The 17,972-nt window shown below is 40.6% G+C and carries 17 protein-coding genes; 12 read left to right on the top strand and 5 right to left on the bottom strand.

Annotated elements, in window-relative coordinates:
• The first annotated feature begins 564 nt into the window (after positions 1-564).
• The 8 genes from KO534_RS09260 to KO534_RS09295 all read left to right on the top strand — a co-directional run bounded on the left by KO534_RS09260 (position 565) and on the right by KO534_RS09295 (position 7,501).
• Positions 565-1,059, top strand: a complete 495-nt coding sequence (locus KO534_RS09260; RefSeq protein WP_215929371.1) for a copper chaperone PCu(A)C — start codon at positions 565-567, stop codon at positions 1,057-1,059.
• Between the two features lie 24 nt (positions 1,060-1,083).
• Positions 1,084-2,052, top strand: coding sequence for an MbnP family copper-binding protein (locus KO534_RS09265; protein WP_215929372.1), 969 nt, complete (start codon positions 1,084-1,086; stop codon positions 2,050-2,052).
• Positions 2,053-2,105: 53 nt separating this feature from the next.
• A complete protein-coding gene (locus KO534_RS09270; protein ID WP_215929373.1) occupies positions 2,106-3,269 on the top strand; it encodes an MbnH family di-heme enzyme in 1,164 nt (387 codons plus the stop codon).
• 2 nt (positions 3,270-3,271) lie between these two features.
• Positions 3,272-4,450 carry a hypothetical protein gene (locus KO534_RS09275; protein WP_215929374.1) on the top strand — a complete coding sequence of 393 codons (1,179 nt, stop codon included), beginning with the start codon at positions 3,272-3,274 and terminating at the stop codon, positions 4,448-4,450.
• Between the two features lie 37 nt (positions 4,451-4,487).
• Positions 4,488-5,720 (top strand): ATP-binding protein, encoded by a 1,233-nt coding sequence (locus KO534_RS09280; protein WP_215929375.1) that lies wholly within the window; start codon positions 4,488-4,490, stop codon positions 5,718-5,720.
• A complete protein-coding gene (locus tag KO534_RS09285; protein WP_215929376.1) occupies positions 5,717-6,241 on the top strand; it encodes a response regulator transcription factor in 525 nt (174 codons plus the stop codon). The genes KO534_RS09280 and KO534_RS09285 overlap by 4 nt, the downstream gene beginning before the upstream one ends.
• A 92-nt stretch (positions 6,242-6,333) precedes the next feature.
• Positions 6,334-6,720 (top strand): MmcQ/YjbR family DNA-binding protein, encoded by a 387-nt coding sequence (locus KO534_RS09290; RefSeq protein WP_215929377.1) that lies wholly within the window; start codon positions 6,334-6,336, stop codon positions 6,718-6,720.
• Positions 6,721-6,760: 40 nt separating this feature from the next.
• Positions 6,761-7,501, top strand: coding sequence for an NUDIX domain-containing protein (locus KO534_RS09295; protein ID WP_215929378.1), 741 nt, complete (start codon positions 6,761-6,763; stop codon positions 7,499-7,501).
• Positions 7,502-7,576: 75 nt separating this feature from the next.
• On the opposite strand, the gene KO534_RS09300 is transcribed toward KO534_RS09295, so the two are convergent.
• The 3 genes from KO534_RS09300 to KO534_RS09310 form a co-directional block, all read right to left on the bottom strand.
• Complete coding sequence (locus KO534_RS09300; RefSeq protein ID WP_215929379.1) at positions 7,577-8,770, bottom strand: MFS transporter; 1,194 nt, start codon at positions 8,768-8,770, stop codon at positions 7,577-7,579.
• A gap of 335 nt (positions 8,771-9,105) precedes the next feature.
• Entirely contained in the window at positions 9,106-10,563 is a 1,458-nt protein-coding gene (locus KO534_RS09305) for a flavin-containing monooxygenase (RefSeq protein ID WP_215929380.1), read from the bottom strand.
• Positions 10,564-10,595: 32 nt separating this feature from the next.
• Complete coding sequence (locus KO534_RS09310; protein ID WP_215929381.1) at positions 10,596-11,414, bottom strand: HAD family hydrolase; 819 nt, start codon at positions 11,412-11,414, stop codon at positions 10,596-10,598.
• A 206-nt stretch (positions 11,415-11,620) separates the two neighbouring features.
• Between KO534_RS09310 and modF the strand changes: the two genes are divergently transcribed.
• Complete coding sequence (modF, locus tag KO534_RS09315) at positions 11,621-13,066, top strand: molybdate ABC transporter ATP-binding protein ModF (protein ID WP_215929382.1); 1,446 nt, start codon at positions 11,621-11,623, stop codon at positions 13,064-13,066.
• A gap of 160 nt (positions 13,067-13,226) precedes the next feature.
• Here the strand turns inward: modF and KO534_RS09320 are convergent, their stop codons facing one another.
• Positions 13,227-14,051 (bottom strand): hypothetical protein, encoded by an 825-nt coding sequence (locus KO534_RS09320; protein WP_215929383.1) that lies wholly within the window; start codon positions 14,049-14,051, stop codon positions 13,227-13,229.
• A 278-nt stretch (positions 14,052-14,329) separates the two neighbouring features.
• Here KO534_RS09320 and KO534_RS09325 point away from each other — a divergent pair, with 278 nt between their 5' ends.
• Positions 14,330-15,079, top strand: a complete 750-nt coding sequence (locus KO534_RS09325; protein ID WP_215929384.1) for a flagellar basal body L-ring protein FlgH — start codon at positions 14,330-14,332, stop codon at positions 15,077-15,079.
• On the top strand, positions 15,079-16,263 hold the full coding sequence (locus KO534_RS09330; protein ID WP_215929385.1) for a flagellar assembly protein T N-terminal domain-containing protein: 1,185 nt from the start codon (positions 15,079-15,081) through the stop codon (positions 16,261-16,263). Before KO534_RS09325 ends, KO534_RS09330 begins: the two co-directional genes overlap by 1 nt.
• A gap of 104 nt (positions 16,264-16,367) precedes the next feature.
• On the opposite strand, the gene KO534_RS09335 is transcribed toward KO534_RS09330, so the two are convergent.
• On the bottom strand, positions 16,368-16,943 hold the full coding sequence (locus KO534_RS09335) for an XRE family transcriptional regulator (RefSeq protein WP_215929386.1): 576 nt from the start codon (positions 16,941-16,943) through the stop codon (positions 16,368-16,370).
• 127 nt (positions 16,944-17,070) lie between these two features.
• Between KO534_RS09335 and KO534_RS09340 the strand changes: the two genes are divergently transcribed.
• Entirely contained in the window at positions 17,071-17,817 is a 747-nt protein-coding gene (locus KO534_RS09340) for an SDR family NAD(P)-dependent oxidoreductase (RefSeq protein ID WP_252732048.1), read from the top strand.
• The last annotated feature ends 155 nt before the right edge of the window (positions 17,818-17,972 follow it).

Here is a 17,972-nt window from a genome sequence, read left to right on the forward strand (position 1 = left end):
CTGTTCACTTAAGGTGAACAGCAGATTTTTTTGATGGAACGCCAGCCAGTCTATTTAACATTGGATTCCCGATAAAAGCATTCGGGAATGACAAGGGGGATTACCGTCATGGCTCATTACGAAGCCGTTAGAAAGCGGGTGGGTCCATACCATTATTCCGGCGCCCTCATCTTCTTCTTTACGGCGGCCTTTACTGCCATCCCTCATCTTCGTCTTTACGGCAGTCTTTACTGCCATTCCTCACCATCGTCTTTCCGGCAGTCTTTTGGCCGGAATCCACTTTTATTGTTTTTATACCAATAATTTATCAATCGAGTATTAAACGTTTTCTTAACTGAATCGGCATTAGACAGGTAACTGTCTTTTTTTATGTGTGTTGTTTTAGCCTAGCAAGGTTCATTTTACTTTCGGTCAACGGACATTAACGTTTCAGGTTAATGTTAATTCACAGTTAAATTTTGTCACGAGTAATTTACATTGGTGCGACAATATGTCGCATTGTCCCACCCTAATAAGTTTCTATAATGGCTCAAAAAAACGAGTTAATTTATTTTGCAAGTCGTTATGAATTCCATATTAAAGCCATTTGGTGCGTTATTTTTAGTTTCAGCTTTTTCTTTAAGCACTTTTGCTCATGATTTTAGCGCCGGAAAAATTGAAGTTAATCATCCTTGGGCGAGGCCAACAGCTCCGGTTGTAAAAACTGCAGCTGTTTATTTGGTTATCAACAATTCTAGCCAGAAAACAGAGCGTTTGTTGTCGGTTGAAGTACCTCCCACTATAGCGCAGCAAGCTCAAATACATCACACCCAGTACTTAGAAGATATGGCTAAAATGCGTGAAGTATTCGACGGTTTGTTGATCTCATCCAAAAACAAAATCGAATTTACGCCAGGGGGAACCCACATCATGTTATTGGGATTAAAAGCACCTTTAACCAAAGGTGACAAGTTTCCGCTGTTATTGCGCTTCGAACACAGCGGTGAGATTACGGTTGAAGTTTGGGTAGAAGACAAACCATTCTCTGATGCCACTCAATCTCATCACTCCCATCATTAAAATAGAACTAAAAGAGAAATGAATATGCAATTAAATATGAATTTTAAACCCTCTCGTATAGCCGGCCTTTTAGCTGCGGCCTTTTTAACGGCTTGCGGAAGTAGCGATTCTAGTAATGATCCCACTGGTGGTGATGACCAAAATAATCCAGTTGCAAGTGCTTTTAGTCTTAGTTTTAAAGCGATGAGTGGGGTAGAAGAAGTTAACTGCGATACTATGTATACAGGTTTTGGTAATGACCAAAGTTACAGTGTGGGTGTCAGTGACTTACGTTTCTACGTCAGCAATATTAAGTTCTACGATCAATATGATGTGGAAATCGAAGCTACTTTAGACGAAAACGAATTTCAATACCAAAATGAGCAAGGTTTTGTAGCCTTGATAGATTTGACCTCAAGTGACTCAGGCTCTTGTGCATTAGATTCGTTATCTGGCACATCTCGCGTTAATAGTGTGATTTCGGGTAGTTATCTTGATACTGGCGTAGCTAAAGTGACATTTGATGTGGGACTGCCCCAAGCTATGATGAAGGAGGTGATTAATAGCACTTCGGCTGAAGATGCGCCTTCTCCGTTAAATGAAATGTATTGGTCATGGGCCAGTGGGTACCGTCATTTTCTAATGAACTTTGCCATAGAAGATACCAATGGTATTGCCGGTGATGGTTTTTTACATATAGGCAGTAAAAACTGTACGGGTGATGGCTTGCTGGCACTTGAAACGCAAGACGAGTGCGAATTCATTAATACACCTAAAGTTGAGTTGAGTAACTTTGATCCTGCTGTTAACACAGTAACCATTGATATCCAAAATGTGCTAGCTGGCCTAGCATTTGCGCCAACCGCCGAAGGATCTGACGCACCTGCGGTACGTTGTCACTCTGCTCCTGTTGCCATGCAAGCCGATTGTGGTCCCGTGTTTTCAAATTTTGGTATCTCAACTGAAACCGGTGCTACAGTCGCCGCAGACAATGCTACCATCACAGTAGAATAATAAAATGGGGTTAACTTTGGATGAGTTAGCCCCTTTATTGTAAAAGAGACTATATGAAGTTTATTGTTGTAAGTTGTTGTCTGGCTTTATTGATGGGATGTAATCAATCCTCTGTGACGACAGTTGAAGAAAGTTCAGAACAAAAAAACATCAGAGATTTACTTGAGTTACCCGCACATATCTCAACACCTGCAATACCCGAGTATAATCCGTTAACTGAACAAAAAATTAAGCTAGGCAGATTCTTATTTTATGAAAAAGACTTATCTGCCAATCAAACTCAATCGTGTTCGTCTTGTCACTTCCAAGAGCTTGCCTTTAGTGATGGGGTAGCTACTCCCTTTGGTTCTACAGGCCACCAACTTACCCGAAATAGCCAGGGGCTGGCTAACGTGGTGTATCATTCAACGTTCACTTGGAGTAACAATGGGTTCTTAGAATTAGAAGACCAGCTGAATGTTCCAATTCGAGCCGACAACCCAATAGAATTAGGAGTCACTGATTCCAATATAGAGGAAGTATTGGCTAGGTTTGATAACGATCCTGATTATGTAGCAATGTTCGCAGAGGCTTTCCCTGATAGTGATTCGGGTGCAAGTATTAATAAAATTATATTTTCCTTGGCCAGTTTTTTGCGCACTATGATCAGCGCCAATAGTGCTTATGATCAGTATTTGTTAGGTGATACTGCGGCGTTAACCGAACAACAAAAATTGGGCTTTAGTTTGTTTAATGGCGAGAAATTTGAATGTTTCCACTGCCATACGGGTAATAATTTTTCGGTGTCCTATCGTGATTCAAATACTACTGAGGATACGATTCAATACCCATTTTTTAACAATGGATTGTATAACGTAGATGGGCAGGGTAGTTATCCATCAGAAGACCAAGGGTTATACGATTTAACTTTAGACCCGGCTGACCGCGGCATGTTTCGCCCGCAAAGTTTACGAAATATAGAATTGACCGCACCTTATATGCATGACGGCAGCATTGCGACCTTACGTGAAGTCATTGAGCACTACGCTCGAGGAGGGCGCTTGATTGAAAATGGCCCTAATGCCGGAGATGGCAATTTAAGTCCTTTGAAGTCTGGGCTTATCTTGCCTTTTGAAACGACCGACGAAGAAATTGATGCTGTTATCGCGTTTCTTGAATCCCTTACCGATTACGAGTTTATCAATAACCCTAAATTTTCTGATCCTTTTGAAGAATAATAATGAAACAGTACTTATTACCTATTTTGTGTAGTGTATTTTCTTGGTCAGTTGTTGCTCATGACAATCCAACTAATAATATTCAGCCCGATTCATTGGAGGTTAAAACAACGATTACGTTTCGCAGTGATGAATCCTTTCCTGTCGATCAAGTGTGGCAAATTCCAGGTTTATTAATGGGGGGAGAAGCCCTACCAGTTGAAAAGGGAACGAGTTTAGATGATGTTCAGTTATTGGGGCATTTAAATGTTGGTGACAACTATTTTGTTAATTCAAAATTAGGGGCACATAGCCACGATGGTTCAACAGAAGTCGAGTTAGAAAACCTCTGGTTTGGTGCCAATACCCAATTGGGAGGGCAAGTAATAATGTTTGAAGCGGGAAAAATGGCGACACAAGTAACACCTACTGCAAATTTTCATGCTTCTAGCGGTGCTTTCAGTGAATCTCCTTTGTTAGCAGATATATTCTTAGGTGGTCATTTTGTTGATATAGGTGCCAGAGCCAGTAGTCGTTTATACGGTATTAATTTAGGCCTTGAAGTCTGGAATGGCGATAACTGGCCCTCTACTTCTGGTGAGGGAGCAGCGGCATTATACATTCATTACCCTTATCAGAACGCAGGCTTTAACGCTCAATTAGGCTCTTGGATAATGTCCAGTCGTGCAGAAACTCGTAAAGACCAACGTTATGAAGGGGGGCATAGTCACGGTAACGAGCAACTGAGTGCATCTGATTTAGAGTTTAGTGGTGATACTTTAACCATGGGAATATTTGCAAGTTTACAATGGCAACTTAACCCCATCGTTGTTAATGGTGAATTTGAATGGATCCGCGCTGATATTGATGCGCAACTAGTCGATACTACCCAAAGTGCTGACTTATTGGCTACTCACGATGGCTATAAGATTCAATTTGGTTTGTCGTTAGACGAGCACCGCTTACAAGTTAAATACGAGCGGTTGGTGATAGACAATAGTTTTACCAAGACCTCGCAACTATTCATTCAATCTAGCGGTTTATATAATATGGGGTTTGAACCCGAAAAATTAGCGGTTTCTTGGACATGGAACTTTTACCAAAACTTTAAGTTTCGTAGCGAATGGTATCAAGACGATACTCAAGAGCAAGGCAGAAGTCGTTGGTCTTTAGGTTTAGTTTGGCAGTATAAACTGTTATAAATGCTGGCAGTCTTTGTTATTACTATCTAGCAGTCGTATGTCAACTTCACACATGCAAACTAATCGTCAATTATTGCAATTAGTCAAGCTGCGCAATGGCTTTATTGCGTTGCAGCTAATGGTGGTTTTATTGGCCGAATTTTGGTTTGAATATTCTCTGCCTTATACTTCGCTAAAACTAATTATTGCAGCAGAATTAGTGATTAACCTAGGTCTGTTTTATTACTATAGGGGTAATAGAAACGCACAATCTATCGAATTTTTATTGCAAGTTTCCCTTGATATATTAACTCTTACGTTGTTACTTTATTTTGCTAATGGCGCGACTAATCCTTTTGTTTCTTTGTTGTTATTACCAGTTGCTATTGCGGCTGTAACCTTACCTAAACCTTGGTTATTGTTCGTTACTTTTATGGCCCTTGCTGCCTATTCGACTTTGTTATTTACTCTCGACCACCATCAGATGCATGTAGTTGATATGCAACAGCATTTTATTGGAATGTGGTTGACATTTGTACTGTCGGCTTTAGTGGTTGTACTGATAGTGGCGTCACTTGCGCAAGCCATGCGTCAGCAAGAGCGTTTAGTCAGTCAATTACGAGAGGAACAATTACGTCAAGAACAATTGGTTGCGCTGGGTACTACAGCAGCACAATTTGCCCATCAAATGGCAACACCATTGGCGACAGCGAACCTGTTAACTGAAGAGTTAGAATTGGAATACAAGGGTACATACTTAACTCAATTGCAAGAACAACTAGGGTTATGTAATAAACGTTTGCAAGATTTTCGTGTGATGTCTGAGGAGCTTAAACAAAATAGTAAACGACAGATCCCCTTGAACCAGCTATTTTCGCAGATTCAACAAGAGATCCAATTAAATTTTGCCGATGTACAGGTCGGTTATCACCTGGACGCTAGTGAGCAACTCGCCGTCTATTCCGACACCACTTTGTTTCCAGCATTGTTAAATTTAGTGCAAAACGCGGTACAAGCTTCTAAGCAAAATAACAGTCAAAAGATTGAAGTATCGAGTCAAATAGAAAAACAGCAACTAACTCTCACAATAAGAGATTTCGGTAGTGGTTTATCTGAGCAAACGCTGCTTGATTTGGGATCTACGGTGGTTAAAAGTGAGCAAGGCTTTGGTATGGGAGTATTACTCAGTCATGCAACACTAGAAAGGTTAGGCGCACAATTTCGCTTATACAATCATTCTGAAGTTGGGGCAGTAGTTGAAGTGATTATGAAATTGGTGAAGCTCACTTGAAGACTTTATTACTGATTGAAGACGAGCAAAGTTTTGCGGATATATTACTTAGGCGTTTGTCCCACTATGGTTATCGATGTTTACACGGCATGAGCAATGAACAAGGCTTAGCCCTCGCCCAAGAACACCAACCAACTCACATGATTTTGGATTTGAAAGTTGGAAGCGAAAATAGCTTAGTTATCTTACCGCAACTTAGAGCTCTACTACCCCAATCGAGAATTATTCTACTTACTGGTTATGCCAGTATCGCCACTGCCGTAGAAGCCATTAAATTGGGTGCCGATGATTACTTATCAAAACCGGTTGATACAAAAACCTTGCTGGCAATGTTAGTCGGTGAAACTAAAGATATGGAAGTAAGCGACACCAATATTATGTCTCCCTCTCGACTTGAATGGGAGCATATTCAGCAAGTGTTAAAATCAAATGATGGCAACATATCAGTTACTGCTAGGCAACTAGGTATGCATCGTAGAACGTTACAACGGAAATTATTAAAAAAACCCACCAGTGAGTGATACTTCAATATTTCATTAAAAAATGTCAACAAAGTTATCGATAAGATTATAATTACCCAAGGACCTTTATTTAAGTATTTAAGGAAAATGGAATGAATCAACAACAAGCTCGAGACTATTTAGTCAATAAACCTTTTGCGGTGGAAACTTTCCCTTTTGGTGCAGACGTTGCGGTGTTTAAAGTTAAGCATAAGATGTTTGCGACATTATCTAGAGGAAAATTGGGTAAGGGCGATGGTGAAGATCACGATGTGTTTTGGATGAATCTTAAATGCGATCCTCAAGAAGCCGTTATGCTCAGAGATATGTTTCCGTCTGTTATTCCTGGTTACCATATGAGTAAAGTCCATTGGAATACTATCAAACTTGATGGCACGATCCCGCAAGGTGAAATAGAACGAATGATAGACAATTCTTTTGACTTGGTTGTTGCTAATATGGTGAAAAAAGATCAGCAAGCAATTAAGCTGCATCTATAAAGACGAGCCTTTCAGTATTAATCTAGATAAGTGGTAGATTTTGTTAGCATTTGAGTACAATAAATTTAACGGTATTATTATCGACAACAGCGCCATTCCAACTGACGAAACGCTGTTTTTACAACAATTGAGTGCCTTATTAGAGCATGCCAGAATACAAAATAAATCGGTGATTTGGTTAACGTTATCTATTGATTTAGCGCATTTAATCAAGATTGCCACTGAACAGGGTTTTACCTTTCATAATTGTTTGCCTACTGAAATTACCCTGACGTTTAAATCTTTGGAAGAAGACTATGTTCCTTTTGTACCCACTCATTCATTGGGTGGTGGAGGATTCGTGCAAAACTCCTTGGGTGAATTATTGGTGATCCGAGAGCGGGGAGCTTCGACTTATAAATTACCCGGTGGCCATATAGAGTTAGGAGAAAAAATAGAAGATGCAGTATACAGAGAAGTATTAGAAGAAACTGGGATTGCCACTAGTTTTGATTCTGTATTAGGAATGGCCAGTACCCACCCTTATCGTTTCGGAAAATCAAACATTTATATAGTCTGTAAATTAACTCCATTGTCGACCCAGATTGATATTCAAGATACCCATGAAATTGCAGATGCGAAATGGATATTACCCCAAGACTTTTTAGCGGACAGCAATAATAGCCCTTTTAATAAGTACCTTGTGAAATCCCTCGTTAATGCAACAGGCTTGGGCAAGTCGACTTTAGACTTGAGTCAATTTTCGAATCTCAAACATGAAGTTTTTTTAGCCAATGACTAACCTAAAATGGGGTTAGAAATAAGGTCAAAAGTAATGTAAAAAGTGAAGCTGAGATTAGGCTTTCAAAGAATGAATTTAGCGTTTTTTATCACTAAATTTAAGTGTGAAGAAAAACAATAACAAATAACTACCAAAAGCAAACCAGTAGGGAAGGGCTCCGTTTATTGAGTATAAATAGGTGCCCAACAGCGGACCAACCGTAAAACCTAACGGTCCGCAGGCAACGGCTACACCTGCCACTGCACCTTGTTCTTCAGAGGAAACAGCCACTGAGGCGCCTGCCATAAACCCGGGGCCGGCAAGTCCCATTCCTAGTCCTAATATACACATTGACGCAACATACATACTCTCGGTTTGACTCAAGGCCATAATGGCAAAGGCCAACATCATGATGGGCATGGATATTCTCAGTAATACAAATGGCCTGACATGTAATCTAGGAATAACCAATAATTGCACCAACAGTGCTGAGGCTGCTGAAAACATCAGACTCACACCTACAATTTTGGCCGTTTGAGTGCCATCTAGTCCTAATACGTCTTGAAACCTAAATGCGATAGTTTGTTGCACAATCGCAAAACCCATAAACAAAAATACGCCAGCAATCACCAAAGGAAAGATCCTAGGATCGGTGTACTTAAGTCGTTGAGGTTTTTCAATGACTTCTGGTTTGGGTAATTCTGGCAACGCATAAAATGTTAATGCCGCCGCCGCTAGGGTTAAAAATACCGAAAAATACAGGGGCGTAAGTAAACTAATAGTGGCAAGTAAGCCTCCTACTGCAGGGCCGAGAATAGAGCCAATATTTCCGGCGGCGCCAATGGCTCCCATGCCTTTTATTCTATCTTTTACAGTTGTGATGTCAGCCATGTAAGCGTTAGCCGAAGGTGCAACCGCTGCCATCACAGTAGCGTTGGCTACTCGAGTCACAATTAATAGTATTAAGGCTGTTACAGGAATTAGATACCCCAATAACGCAGCCTGAAATACACTAGCAAAGAGTATGGTTCCGAAGGAGTAACCAAACAAACCAATCAATAATATTTTTCTTCTACCCCATATGTCGCTGGCACGCCCCCATAAAGGACTAACCAGAAATAGGGTTAATGAAGAGGATGAGATAATTGCACCAATTTGCACTTCCACTAATCCCACTTCTCTACCTAGCGGTGCTAATATGGCAAATAACACGGTTTGTGCAAATCCCATCGCTCCCGCAGCTAACAATAGGGTGCGTTTGGCTAATGCATTGGTTTGTGGATGGTTCATGATGCGGGAAAATACCATAATGGCCGAGTAGCCAATCTAGTGTTCAGAGCGTAATTATTGGTCTCTTCATAATTAGTCAGAACGTTAGCCTTAGTCACATAATCCTCGATGCGTAAACCTGAAAGGGCGATTTAAGTTGTCAGTTGATTTAGAACGAAATCATTAACTCACGTGGATGTTAACGATAACTGCTAATTTAACCAATAGTATTTATCAATACACCCATCTTATTTACAGTTATTTGATAGCCGAGCTAGATTTGAAACCGTGACTGAGTTCCACTGTTGGGTCACTAACCTTTGTACTGAAGCAGTGAGACAGTGTTCAAAACTCCATCATGAAAAATTCATGCTGTTATCAACCACTGATGAATAATTTAGACTTAGCCTATCAAGAATATAATTTTGATTCAGTCTCCATGGTTTTTCGCGACCTTGCTTAGGCATTTCATGTAATGCTCTAATGATGTACCCAGAGGTAAAGTCTATGATGGGCTCTTCTTCAATGTCGTCAGCGGGCAACAGTGGCACACAATATTTGTGATGGTGTTTGTCCATATGATTCAGTAAGCGACAAACATATTGACTCACCAAATCTGATTTAAGGGTCCAAGAAGCATTGGTATATCCCATTGAAAAAGCAAAGTTGGGCAAGCCGCTTAACATCATGCCTTTGTAACAATAACTCTCGGCTACATTGAACACCTTGTGATCAATACTTATTTGGTATGAACTGAGTATGTCTAATTTAAGTCCGGTGGCGGTGACAATAATATCTGCAGCTAATTCATCACCGTTTTTTAATTGAATTCCGGTTGCTGTGAAAGTGTCTATGTGTTCGGTTACTACACTGGCTGAACCACTTTTAATTGCTTTAAAAAAGTCCCCGTCTGGTACTAAACAGGCTCGTTGATCCCAAGGTTGATAGTGAGGTTTAAAGTGTTTATCGACCGGGTAATCCTCTCCCAACTCGTCAATAATGGCTTTTCGTATGAGTTTTTTGACTTTCTCTGGTCGCCTTCTTGCAAGGGAATACATAAACATTCCCAGCAGTATTTTTCGCCAGCGACTTAAACTGTAGGCGAGTTTTGCAGGTAAAAGTCGGCGCATTAGGTTGGCAAATATATCCTGCTCAGGTAGCGAAGCAATATAGGTCGGAGAGCGCTGCAACATAGTGACATGACTTGCCGATTTCGCCAACGCTGGAACCAGCGTTATAGCCGTAGCGCCACTTCCAATTACCACGATTTTTTTACCTGAGTAATCGAGATTTTGTGGCCAATGTTGTGGGTGAATGATTCTCCCTGAAAATAGCTCTGTTCCTTTAAAATCGGGAGTGTAACCCTTCTCGTAATTATAGTAGCCGGCACCTGAAAAAAAGAAACGACTGATGTATTGGCAATATTCTCCCGTTTGCAGATTTTGTACTTTGGTATGCCACCTAGACTGCGAGCTATCCCAGTTTGTTGATATCACTTTGTGTTGAAAAACAATGTGTGGATGAATCGCATTTTCCGTTGCAGCCTCGGCAATATATTTTTTGATATCTGCACCGGGAGAGATAGCTTTAGGTGAGCGCCAAGGCTTAAAATTAAAGCCGAATGTAAACATGTCAGAATCGGACCGGACTCCTGGATAACGAAATAAATCCCAAGTGCCACCTAAAGCACTGCGGGTTTCGATAATGGCATATGACTTATCAGGGCATTGGTTTTGAAGGTGGTACGCACTGCCAATGCCTGATATTCCTGCGCCAACAATTAATACGTCTACTTGTTTGGTTTGGGTGTTCACCTAACGGGTACTCCTATTTTATACCGAGGCGGTTACAGCGAAAAACGTTCCCGCAAAAATCGAGCAATGCCATCTTCATGGTTATGCCCAATTACCGCTGTCGCTGACTCTTTAATAGCAACTTTGGCATTCTCAGGTGCATAACTTTCATCAGCAAGGGCGAACATACTCAGATCATTGTCACCATCGCCAAAACAAATTACATTGCTGGCCCCAAGTTGTTTTTTCAAACTGGTGACGGCTGCCCCTTTACTGGCTTGACGATGATGAACGTCCAACCACCAATAGTCATCACCTTCTAGCGCCATGCCTGAATAAGCCACTAAACTTTTGTGGGAATTCAACTCGCGCCACATTGGATGAATGGCTTCAGCCTTACCAATCATACTAATATTAGTGATTTGGCTATTTGAAGGCAGAGCTTCGATATCAAATAGTTTGGCTTTGGTGTGAGAAAAATGTGAATTGATGAGTTCTTTTTCTATTTCATGCTGAGGTGGTGCATGAAAAATATGCTGGTGGTTGTTTTCAATGACGTTAACAAATGGGGTGATCCCTTGTTTAATCGCCACATCAAAGATAACGGCAATTTCTGATTGGCTAAGCAGATTTTCAAGAGTCAGTAGTTGAGTTTGTGGATCCCAAATAGTCACGCCATTATTGAATATTTGCGGCAAATGAAAATCATGCCCCTCTACAACACTCTGCGCCGAATGCATTGTGCGGCCCGTTGCGAGGGTATAGGCTATTTTTTTCTTACTCAACAAATTAAGAGTTTGTTTGGTAAAAGGTGAAATTTCAGAGGCGTCGTTTAATAGGGTGCCATCTAAATCAAAAAAGATTAAATCCATAAATAATTTTACAACTCATGCTCATGGGCTAGGAGACTAGCGCAAATAGTAAAGTAAATGTTAACGAATTTAAGTACTCGAAGCACCCTGTTTTGGATTGATGGATGTATCAATTAGTTTTCGAGGATTTTTACAAAGAGCTATCAAAACGATGAACCGTTGCCATTTTCTGATAGGATACGCAAAATTCTTTTGCATTTTGATTTATGTCCTTAGTCACACTACAACACTGTCACGCGGTATTCGACGAACATTACAATTTACACATTAGCTCTCTAATAATTAAACCTTTACAACACACAGTTGTACTAGGGGCAAACGGTAGTGGAAAGTCTGCACTGGCTGCGTTAGTTGCTGGTAACGGAGAGTGCCTAACTGGGCAACGCCAAGTTACCGCGGATGTCGCTTGGGTGTCGGTCGAGCAACAACAAGCATTAATTGAAGCTGAAAAACAAAAGGATTGTGCTGATATTCTTGACGTTATAGCTGTGCCTACAACAGTACAAGAGATTTTGTTTGAGGGGGTGATACAAAGAGAGATTGACCCGCAGTTACAAGCCCGCGTTATTCAAATTTTTGGATTAGCGGCTATGTTACAACGACCATTTCGTGCCTTGTCCACCGGAGAAACGAGGAAGTTACTTTTAGCAAAGGCATTATTGGGTCAAGCACAACTGTTGATATTGGATGAACCTTGGGACGGATTGGACGCGCAGGCTTGCGCTGACTTTAATGAATTACTGCTTGAAATATCCACCCACACCACCTTGATGTTGGTGCTTAATCGTTTGAGCGAGGTGCCAAGTTTTTGCAAGCAATTAGTGTTAATGGAATCGGCTAGGGATCATTGGCAAACTACTGTAGATAATGACTTGTCAGCGCAGTTGACTCATATCAAACAACTACAACATATGCAGCAGCGAAGTTTGATACTACCCGCAAAAGACAGCGACAGTTTTGCGCCGCATCCACTTGACGCAGAAGCACCTTTGGTGAGATTGACCAATGCGAAAGTGAAGTACGCTGAAAATATTGTCTTTAGTGGCCTTAACTGGACCATTCATGGGCAACAGCATTGGCAAGTTACGGGGCCAAATGGCTCTGGGAAAACCTGTTTATTGAATTTGATCACAGGCGATCATCCACAGTGTTATGTGAATGATATTTTTGTGTTTGGGTTTCAACGAGGTAGTGGTGAAAGCATATGGCAAATTAAACAATACATTGGTTATTTGTCTAACGCGTTTCATCTCGACTACCGAGTAAATTGTTCGTTATTACAGGTTGTACTATCAGGTTTTTACGACAGTATTGGCATGTATCAACAAGCCACTAAAAACCAAATAACCTTGGCAAAACAGTGGCTAGCTATTATGTCGCTAGATGATCATGCAGCCACTCCCTTTCAAGAACTGTCTTTTGGTGATCAACGTTTAGTGTTGCTAGCACGTGCAATGGTCAAACACCCAACACTTTTGATTTTGGATGAGCCTTGCAATGGCTTAGACGATATTAATCGCTTAAAAGTATTAGCGCTTATCGATTTACTTGCCAGAGAGGGTAGCACTACTTTACTTTATGTTAATCACCATAAAGAAGACGCCATCCCTAGTATTCAGAATCATTTGTTGATGACGGATTATAATGATTAACCCGCTGTCGTTTAATTGTGACAAAGGTAAGGTTGCTGGGTTTTTTAGTAAATAGTGGATAGTAGATAGCAGATAGCTGGAGATTAGCATTCAGTAAAAACTGAGTGCTTTTCCGTTTATAATTATGTTCATCAGGCATTGTGACGCAGTCATAGCTAGTCTAAAACGAGCGTTTTACAAACTGGTATGCATTGCTGTTTTGGTTGACGTTTTCAACAAACGTATTGGTTGTTGATGCAATTGAAGCTTGTTGTTCGTCATCGAAAAATACTTCTACTAAGTTACCGTAAATGGATTTTCCGGTGATATTTTCAACCGCCATATTGGCTACTGAATATCCTAAACCTAATGCGCCGCCATACATAAAACTACCAACCACTTCTGCCACTGGAGCCACATCAGTTGCCATGGTCTCTTGGTATAGATCGGCAACAATAGGAATATGGTTGAGAACGTTGACTGTATCAAACACTTGATTTAGCCCCAGTTCGCCGTTACCTAAAAAGGCATTAGACAAATTTTCAATGCTTCCCAAAAAGTCACTAGTAGCGGTTACATCAGTAATTGCCTCAGTACTTTGTGCTGTGGCGTCAGTATTATTGTCTGCGGCGCTAAATAAGTTAGCTTGTAAACTCACTAAAAACGCATTTTGCAAACTTGCGATAGACTCATCAGACGTCAACTCGTCCAAAGAACTTACGCCAAAACTATTCTGAGCCACAGCAGCCATAAGACCTTGTTGTATGCTCTCAATAGGGTCTGTATAGGTTAGCGAACTATCTGCAGACTCATCAAAGGAAGTACTGGCATTACCGTTAGCGCTGCTCTCACTGGAGTCATTGGGTAACATAAATGACAGAAAACTGTCGAATACTTCACCTAGTGAACTGGTATCGGTTTCGGTCGCAGAACTATCACTAGTTAAGGAGCTGTCAACTAAATTTCCTAGACCTAGACTGTTAGTAAAGGTGTCAAATATTGTCATGTGTTGTCCGGTATTATTAGCTTGTTTATGCAACTGTCCCCACGGTTGCTGTACTACCTGTGTTAAACAGGCGCCAATACCTCGTTTACCTCATAATCACTTTAACTTTAGATCTTAAGAGTTGCAAAGCTCAAAAGTGCAAACAATGTGCAAACGACTCAAGCCCTGTATTAGGGATAGTTTTTTTACATTAGTATCCTTTCGAGAGTTAGGTATATGAGAGGCCGTTCTTAACGTTGTTACTACACGTGAATAGTATTTTAGGAGGTCTTTTTTTTATGAAACTCAAGTATCTACAGTGTTTTTATCCCTGCATAGTCGTATTGTGCGCATGCAGCCAAACCCCCACTATTGAACAACAGGTCATTGAGGATGCGCCTAGCAATCCTTTAGTGAACCAAAGAGCTGTGGTTACTAAAAATGATCAGGTGATGCCAAATGATCCTAACTACAAGCCAATTCATATGGAAAATATAGAAATTGTGCATGTGCCTAATGGTTCGTTGTTTAATGAAGTTAACGCCGGAAGTTTGTATCAACTACATAAGAATTATGCTGTGGGTGATATGATTTTGGTGAAATTGGACGAATCTACCTCGTCCAAAAAATCTCTTAATTATACGTCTGATAAAAGTAGTAATTTTACATTGGGACCAGTAAGCGTGAACGCGGGACCAATCCAAGTTGCTGAAGGGGACTTTAATATAGAGCATAGTCAAGAAAATGACCTTGATAGTTCCTCAAATACCGATCAATCAAACTCTCTAAACGGTGATATTACGGTATATATCCTTGAAATATTGCCCAACAACAATTTGATTGTGGCCGGTGAAAAATGGATCAAACTTAACACTGGTCAAGAGTACGTGCGTTTTTCAGGTGAGGTTCGTATTGCTGATATTGATGCTTCGAATACTATTATCTCCTCTAAAGTGGGTAATTCTCGTATCGAATATAGCGGTAAAGGCAAGCTGCATGATAATCAACAAGATTCAGTGCTAGACAAACTTTTTGCGATATTTAAGTAATGCAATATATCAGTTATTTACGTTTGTTTACCGTGGTGGCTTTTATTGGTTTGTATGGTTTTGCGTTCAATACATGGGCGGTTTGGCAGCAAGGGCAGGCGACTGTTGTCTTAGATGGAGCCGATATAGAAAGTGCTAGAGTACAAGCGATCAAAAATGCGGTAGCAAATGCGTCGTTTCAACACGGAAGTTTCGTGGCTGCTGAAGACATAGTGCTAGACGGATTGTTAGTCAGCAGTAAATCAGTTATTACCACTCAAGGTAGCATTCAACGAGTTGAGATTATTAGCGAAACCGTTGATGATGACACCTTAAGTGTTGTAGTAAGAGTCGACATCGAACCCTTGTTTAACTGTAGTAGCGACCAGTACGCTAGGTCGGTTTTGATAACCCAATTTCAATTATTGCGCCCAAAACAAGCGAGTCATGGTGGTTTGTTTGACTTAGGTAAACAAATTACCAAACGATTTGAACGTCAGTTAAGCTCAGAACAGAATGCACCTAAAGTCTCAATGATTGATAAAGCCTTTACCAATGTACGTTATCAACAAGAGATTGACCTTCGTGAAATAACCAACAAATCAAATTATTTGGCTAGGGCCTATGGCCAGCAATTTATTGTGTTTGGGTTTATTAGAGACATTAGCCTATTTGAACAAGTAAAAGAGGAATTGTTATCCGACGATGTCACACTCAGACGAAATTTCACTATCCAAGTTTATGTACTTGACGCTTATCGTCACAATATTTTATTTCAAGAGTCTTATCATAGTGAAGCAACGTGGGAGTTTAGTGACCAATATAATGTAGATACCAATAATAGTTTGTTTTGGCGCAGTGATTACGGTCGAGTGGTGTTGAATACGGTTAACGGCGCGGTATTAGAAGTTGCCAGTTTGTTACAATGCGAAAAAAGTTTTGCGCAAATTATTCATAACGATCAGCAAAAACTGACCATCAATATGGGGTTAGAAAACGGCATAAAAGTGGGAGACAAGTTTGTGCTTCATAAAAAGCAATTAATTCCTACTAGCAACGGACTCAGCACGCCTATATTACAATCCGATCCAGAATATTTATTAAAGGTTATTCAAGTCAATAGTGTCACTTCACTGTTAACCAGCGATGCTATCGATGCGCCTTACAATGCTGACATTTTAGATTTGGTCAGCCCTGTGTTGTAATTGCTGAGAATTATCTCAAGCAAAACGATTGTTAATTACGAAAATTCTAGTTGTTTTAACTGGGTATACCGACTTTGAGAGAAATAGACGATTGATGATTACCGTTAATAAACGACAAAGAATAGGCCTCTTGCAAGCTTTTGGGTCGCGCTATCAAATCGGTGAGGAATAGAAGCATTAAACGTAGTTAATGTCTGTTCAGGAATTAAAATACGTTTATTAGCGATATAAACCGTTAGCGTTCCTTCTTCTAGCCAAAGATGTTTTTGGGAGCCTGGTTTATTAGCCGCAAATGATGTCTTGCCTGGCGCGGTAAAATAAAATCGGTATACTTTTGTGCAGAAGTGTCTTTGCTCATTTGCGAGTAAATGGCAGACGAAAACGCTATTCTTTTTGCTAACGACGTTATTGTCATCAGGTCTAGTTGAATGCAAATTTAACGAATGTTCTGGTGGTTGCACTAAATCTCTTAGACTAATCTCCATAGCCTGAGCTAGTTTAGCCAAGACAGAAATAGTTGGGCTTGTTTTCCCGGATTCTATTTGTGCGATCATGGATTTACTTACGCCAGATCGTTGCGCTAGTACCTGTAAACTTTCGCCTTTAGCGCTACGAAAACTTCGTATAAAGGTTCCAAGGTAGTCTAAGTTCAGGTCATTTTTGTTGTCTGTAAAAGGCATTTTTACGCTTTTTTCGTCCGTTATATTGGAATGATTCCCTTTTAGTGTAGTCGGTTTCCACTCAAGGTGCGATACTTTTGTTTGTGATATTTGCAAATAACTGGACTTAAACAACGGAGTAAGCACCTTGAATATAATCTCAAAGCACATTGCAATAACGGGGGGAAACACTGGAATAGGATTTGCCATCGCTGAAAACTATTTGCAGCATGGTCATCGGGTTTCCATACTGAGTCGCCAATTCCAAACCCCTAATCCTCTGCAACAACGATATTCCAAAAACTACCTTAGTGTTGAAGGAAGTGTTGCTTGCGTCAGAGATATCGAAAAGTTTTATCGAGATAGCACTCGCAGATTTGGGAAGCTCGATGTGATAGTGGCTAACGCAGGGGTAGCTGTAGCTGAACCGATTATCGAAGTAACAGAAGAGAGTTTTCAAAATACCTTTGACATTAACGTTAAAGGGGTATTTTTTACAGTTCAAAAGTCGTTGCCATACTTAAATAGTAACGCAGCAATAACACTCATTTCGTCGGTGCAATCAAATCGAGGTGCAGGCGTGTGGGCGGCGTATGGGGCAACTAAAGCTGCAGTTCGATCTCTAACTCGGTCATTTGCTGCGCAGTTAGGTAATCAAAATATTCGCGTTAACTGCATATCTCCCGGTGTGACTGATACACCGATTTTGCAAAAGTTTGGGTTTGATAATACGACGTTGGCCAATATTTTGGCCCGAGTTAAAAAGGAGACTCCACTTGAAAGGCTAGGAAAACCAGAAGAAATCGCACGAGCTGTAGTATATATTAACTCTGATGATGCAAGCTTCATCACGGGGGCTGACTTGCACGTAGACGGAGGTCTGACACAGATCTAGTAGCACGAAGTTGGGGTCAATGGGGGGTATTAAGAGATGATTGTATAAAGGTTCATCACAGATTAGGATTACCTCGAACCATTGAAAAGTCGTAAATTAGCAGTTTGAGTTGTATTTCTAATTGTGTCTCGCGGTCAATAATTGCTTCTAGATTT

It is taken from the genome of Paraglaciecola arctica (genome assembly GCF_018861065.1).
Lineage (GTDB): Bacteria > Pseudomonadota > Gammaproteobacteria > Enterobacterales > Alteromonadaceae > Paraglaciecola > Paraglaciecola arctica_B.

Coding starts and splice junctions, on each gene's coding strand:
- KO534_RS09290 (WP_215929377.1), top strand. CDS start 6,334: ATGAATCAACAACAAGCTCGAGACTATTTAGTCAATAAACCTTTTGCG.
- KO534_RS09310 (WP_215929381.1), bottom strand. CDS start 11,414: ATGGATTTAATCTTTTTTGATTTAGATGGCACCCTATTAAACGACGCC.
- KO534_RS09325 (WP_215929384.1), top strand. CDS start 14,330: ATGAAACTCAAGTATCTACAGTGTTTTTATCCCTGCATAGTCGTATTG.
- modF (WP_215929382.1), top strand. CDS start 11,621: ATGTCCTTAGTCACACTACAACACTGTCACGCGGTATTCGACGAACAT.
- KO534_RS09265 (WP_215929372.1), top strand. CDS start 1,084: ATGCAATTAAATATGAATTTTAAACCCTCTCGTATAGCCGGCCTTTTA.
- KO534_RS09260 (WP_215929371.1), top strand. CDS start 565: ATGAATTCCATATTAAAGCCATTTGGTGCGTTATTTTTAGTTTCAGCT.
- KO534_RS09280 (WP_215929375.1), top strand. CDS start 4,488: ATGTCAACTTCACACATGCAAACTAATCGTCAATTATTGCAATTAGTC.
- KO534_RS09275 (WP_215929374.1), top strand. CDS start 3,272: ATGAAACAGTACTTATTACCTATTTTGTGTAGTGTATTTTCTTGGTCA.
- KO534_RS09335 (WP_215929386.1), bottom strand. CDS start 16,943: ATGCCTTTTACAGACAACAAAAATGACCTGAACTTAGACTACCTTGGA.
- KO534_RS09270 (WP_215929373.1), top strand. CDS start 2,106: ATGAAGTTTATTGTTGTAAGTTGTTGTCTGGCTTTATTGATGGGATGT.
- KO534_RS09300 (WP_215929379.1), bottom strand. CDS start 8,770: ATGAACCATCCACAAACCAATGCATTAGCCAAACGCACCCTATTGTTA.
- KO534_RS09330 (WP_215929385.1), top strand. CDS start 15,079: ATGCAATATATCAGTTATTTACGTTTGTTTACCGTGGTGGCTTTTATT.
- KO534_RS09320 (WP_215929383.1), bottom strand. CDS start 14,051: ATGACAATATTTGACACCTTTACTAACAGTCTAGGTCTAGGAAATTTA.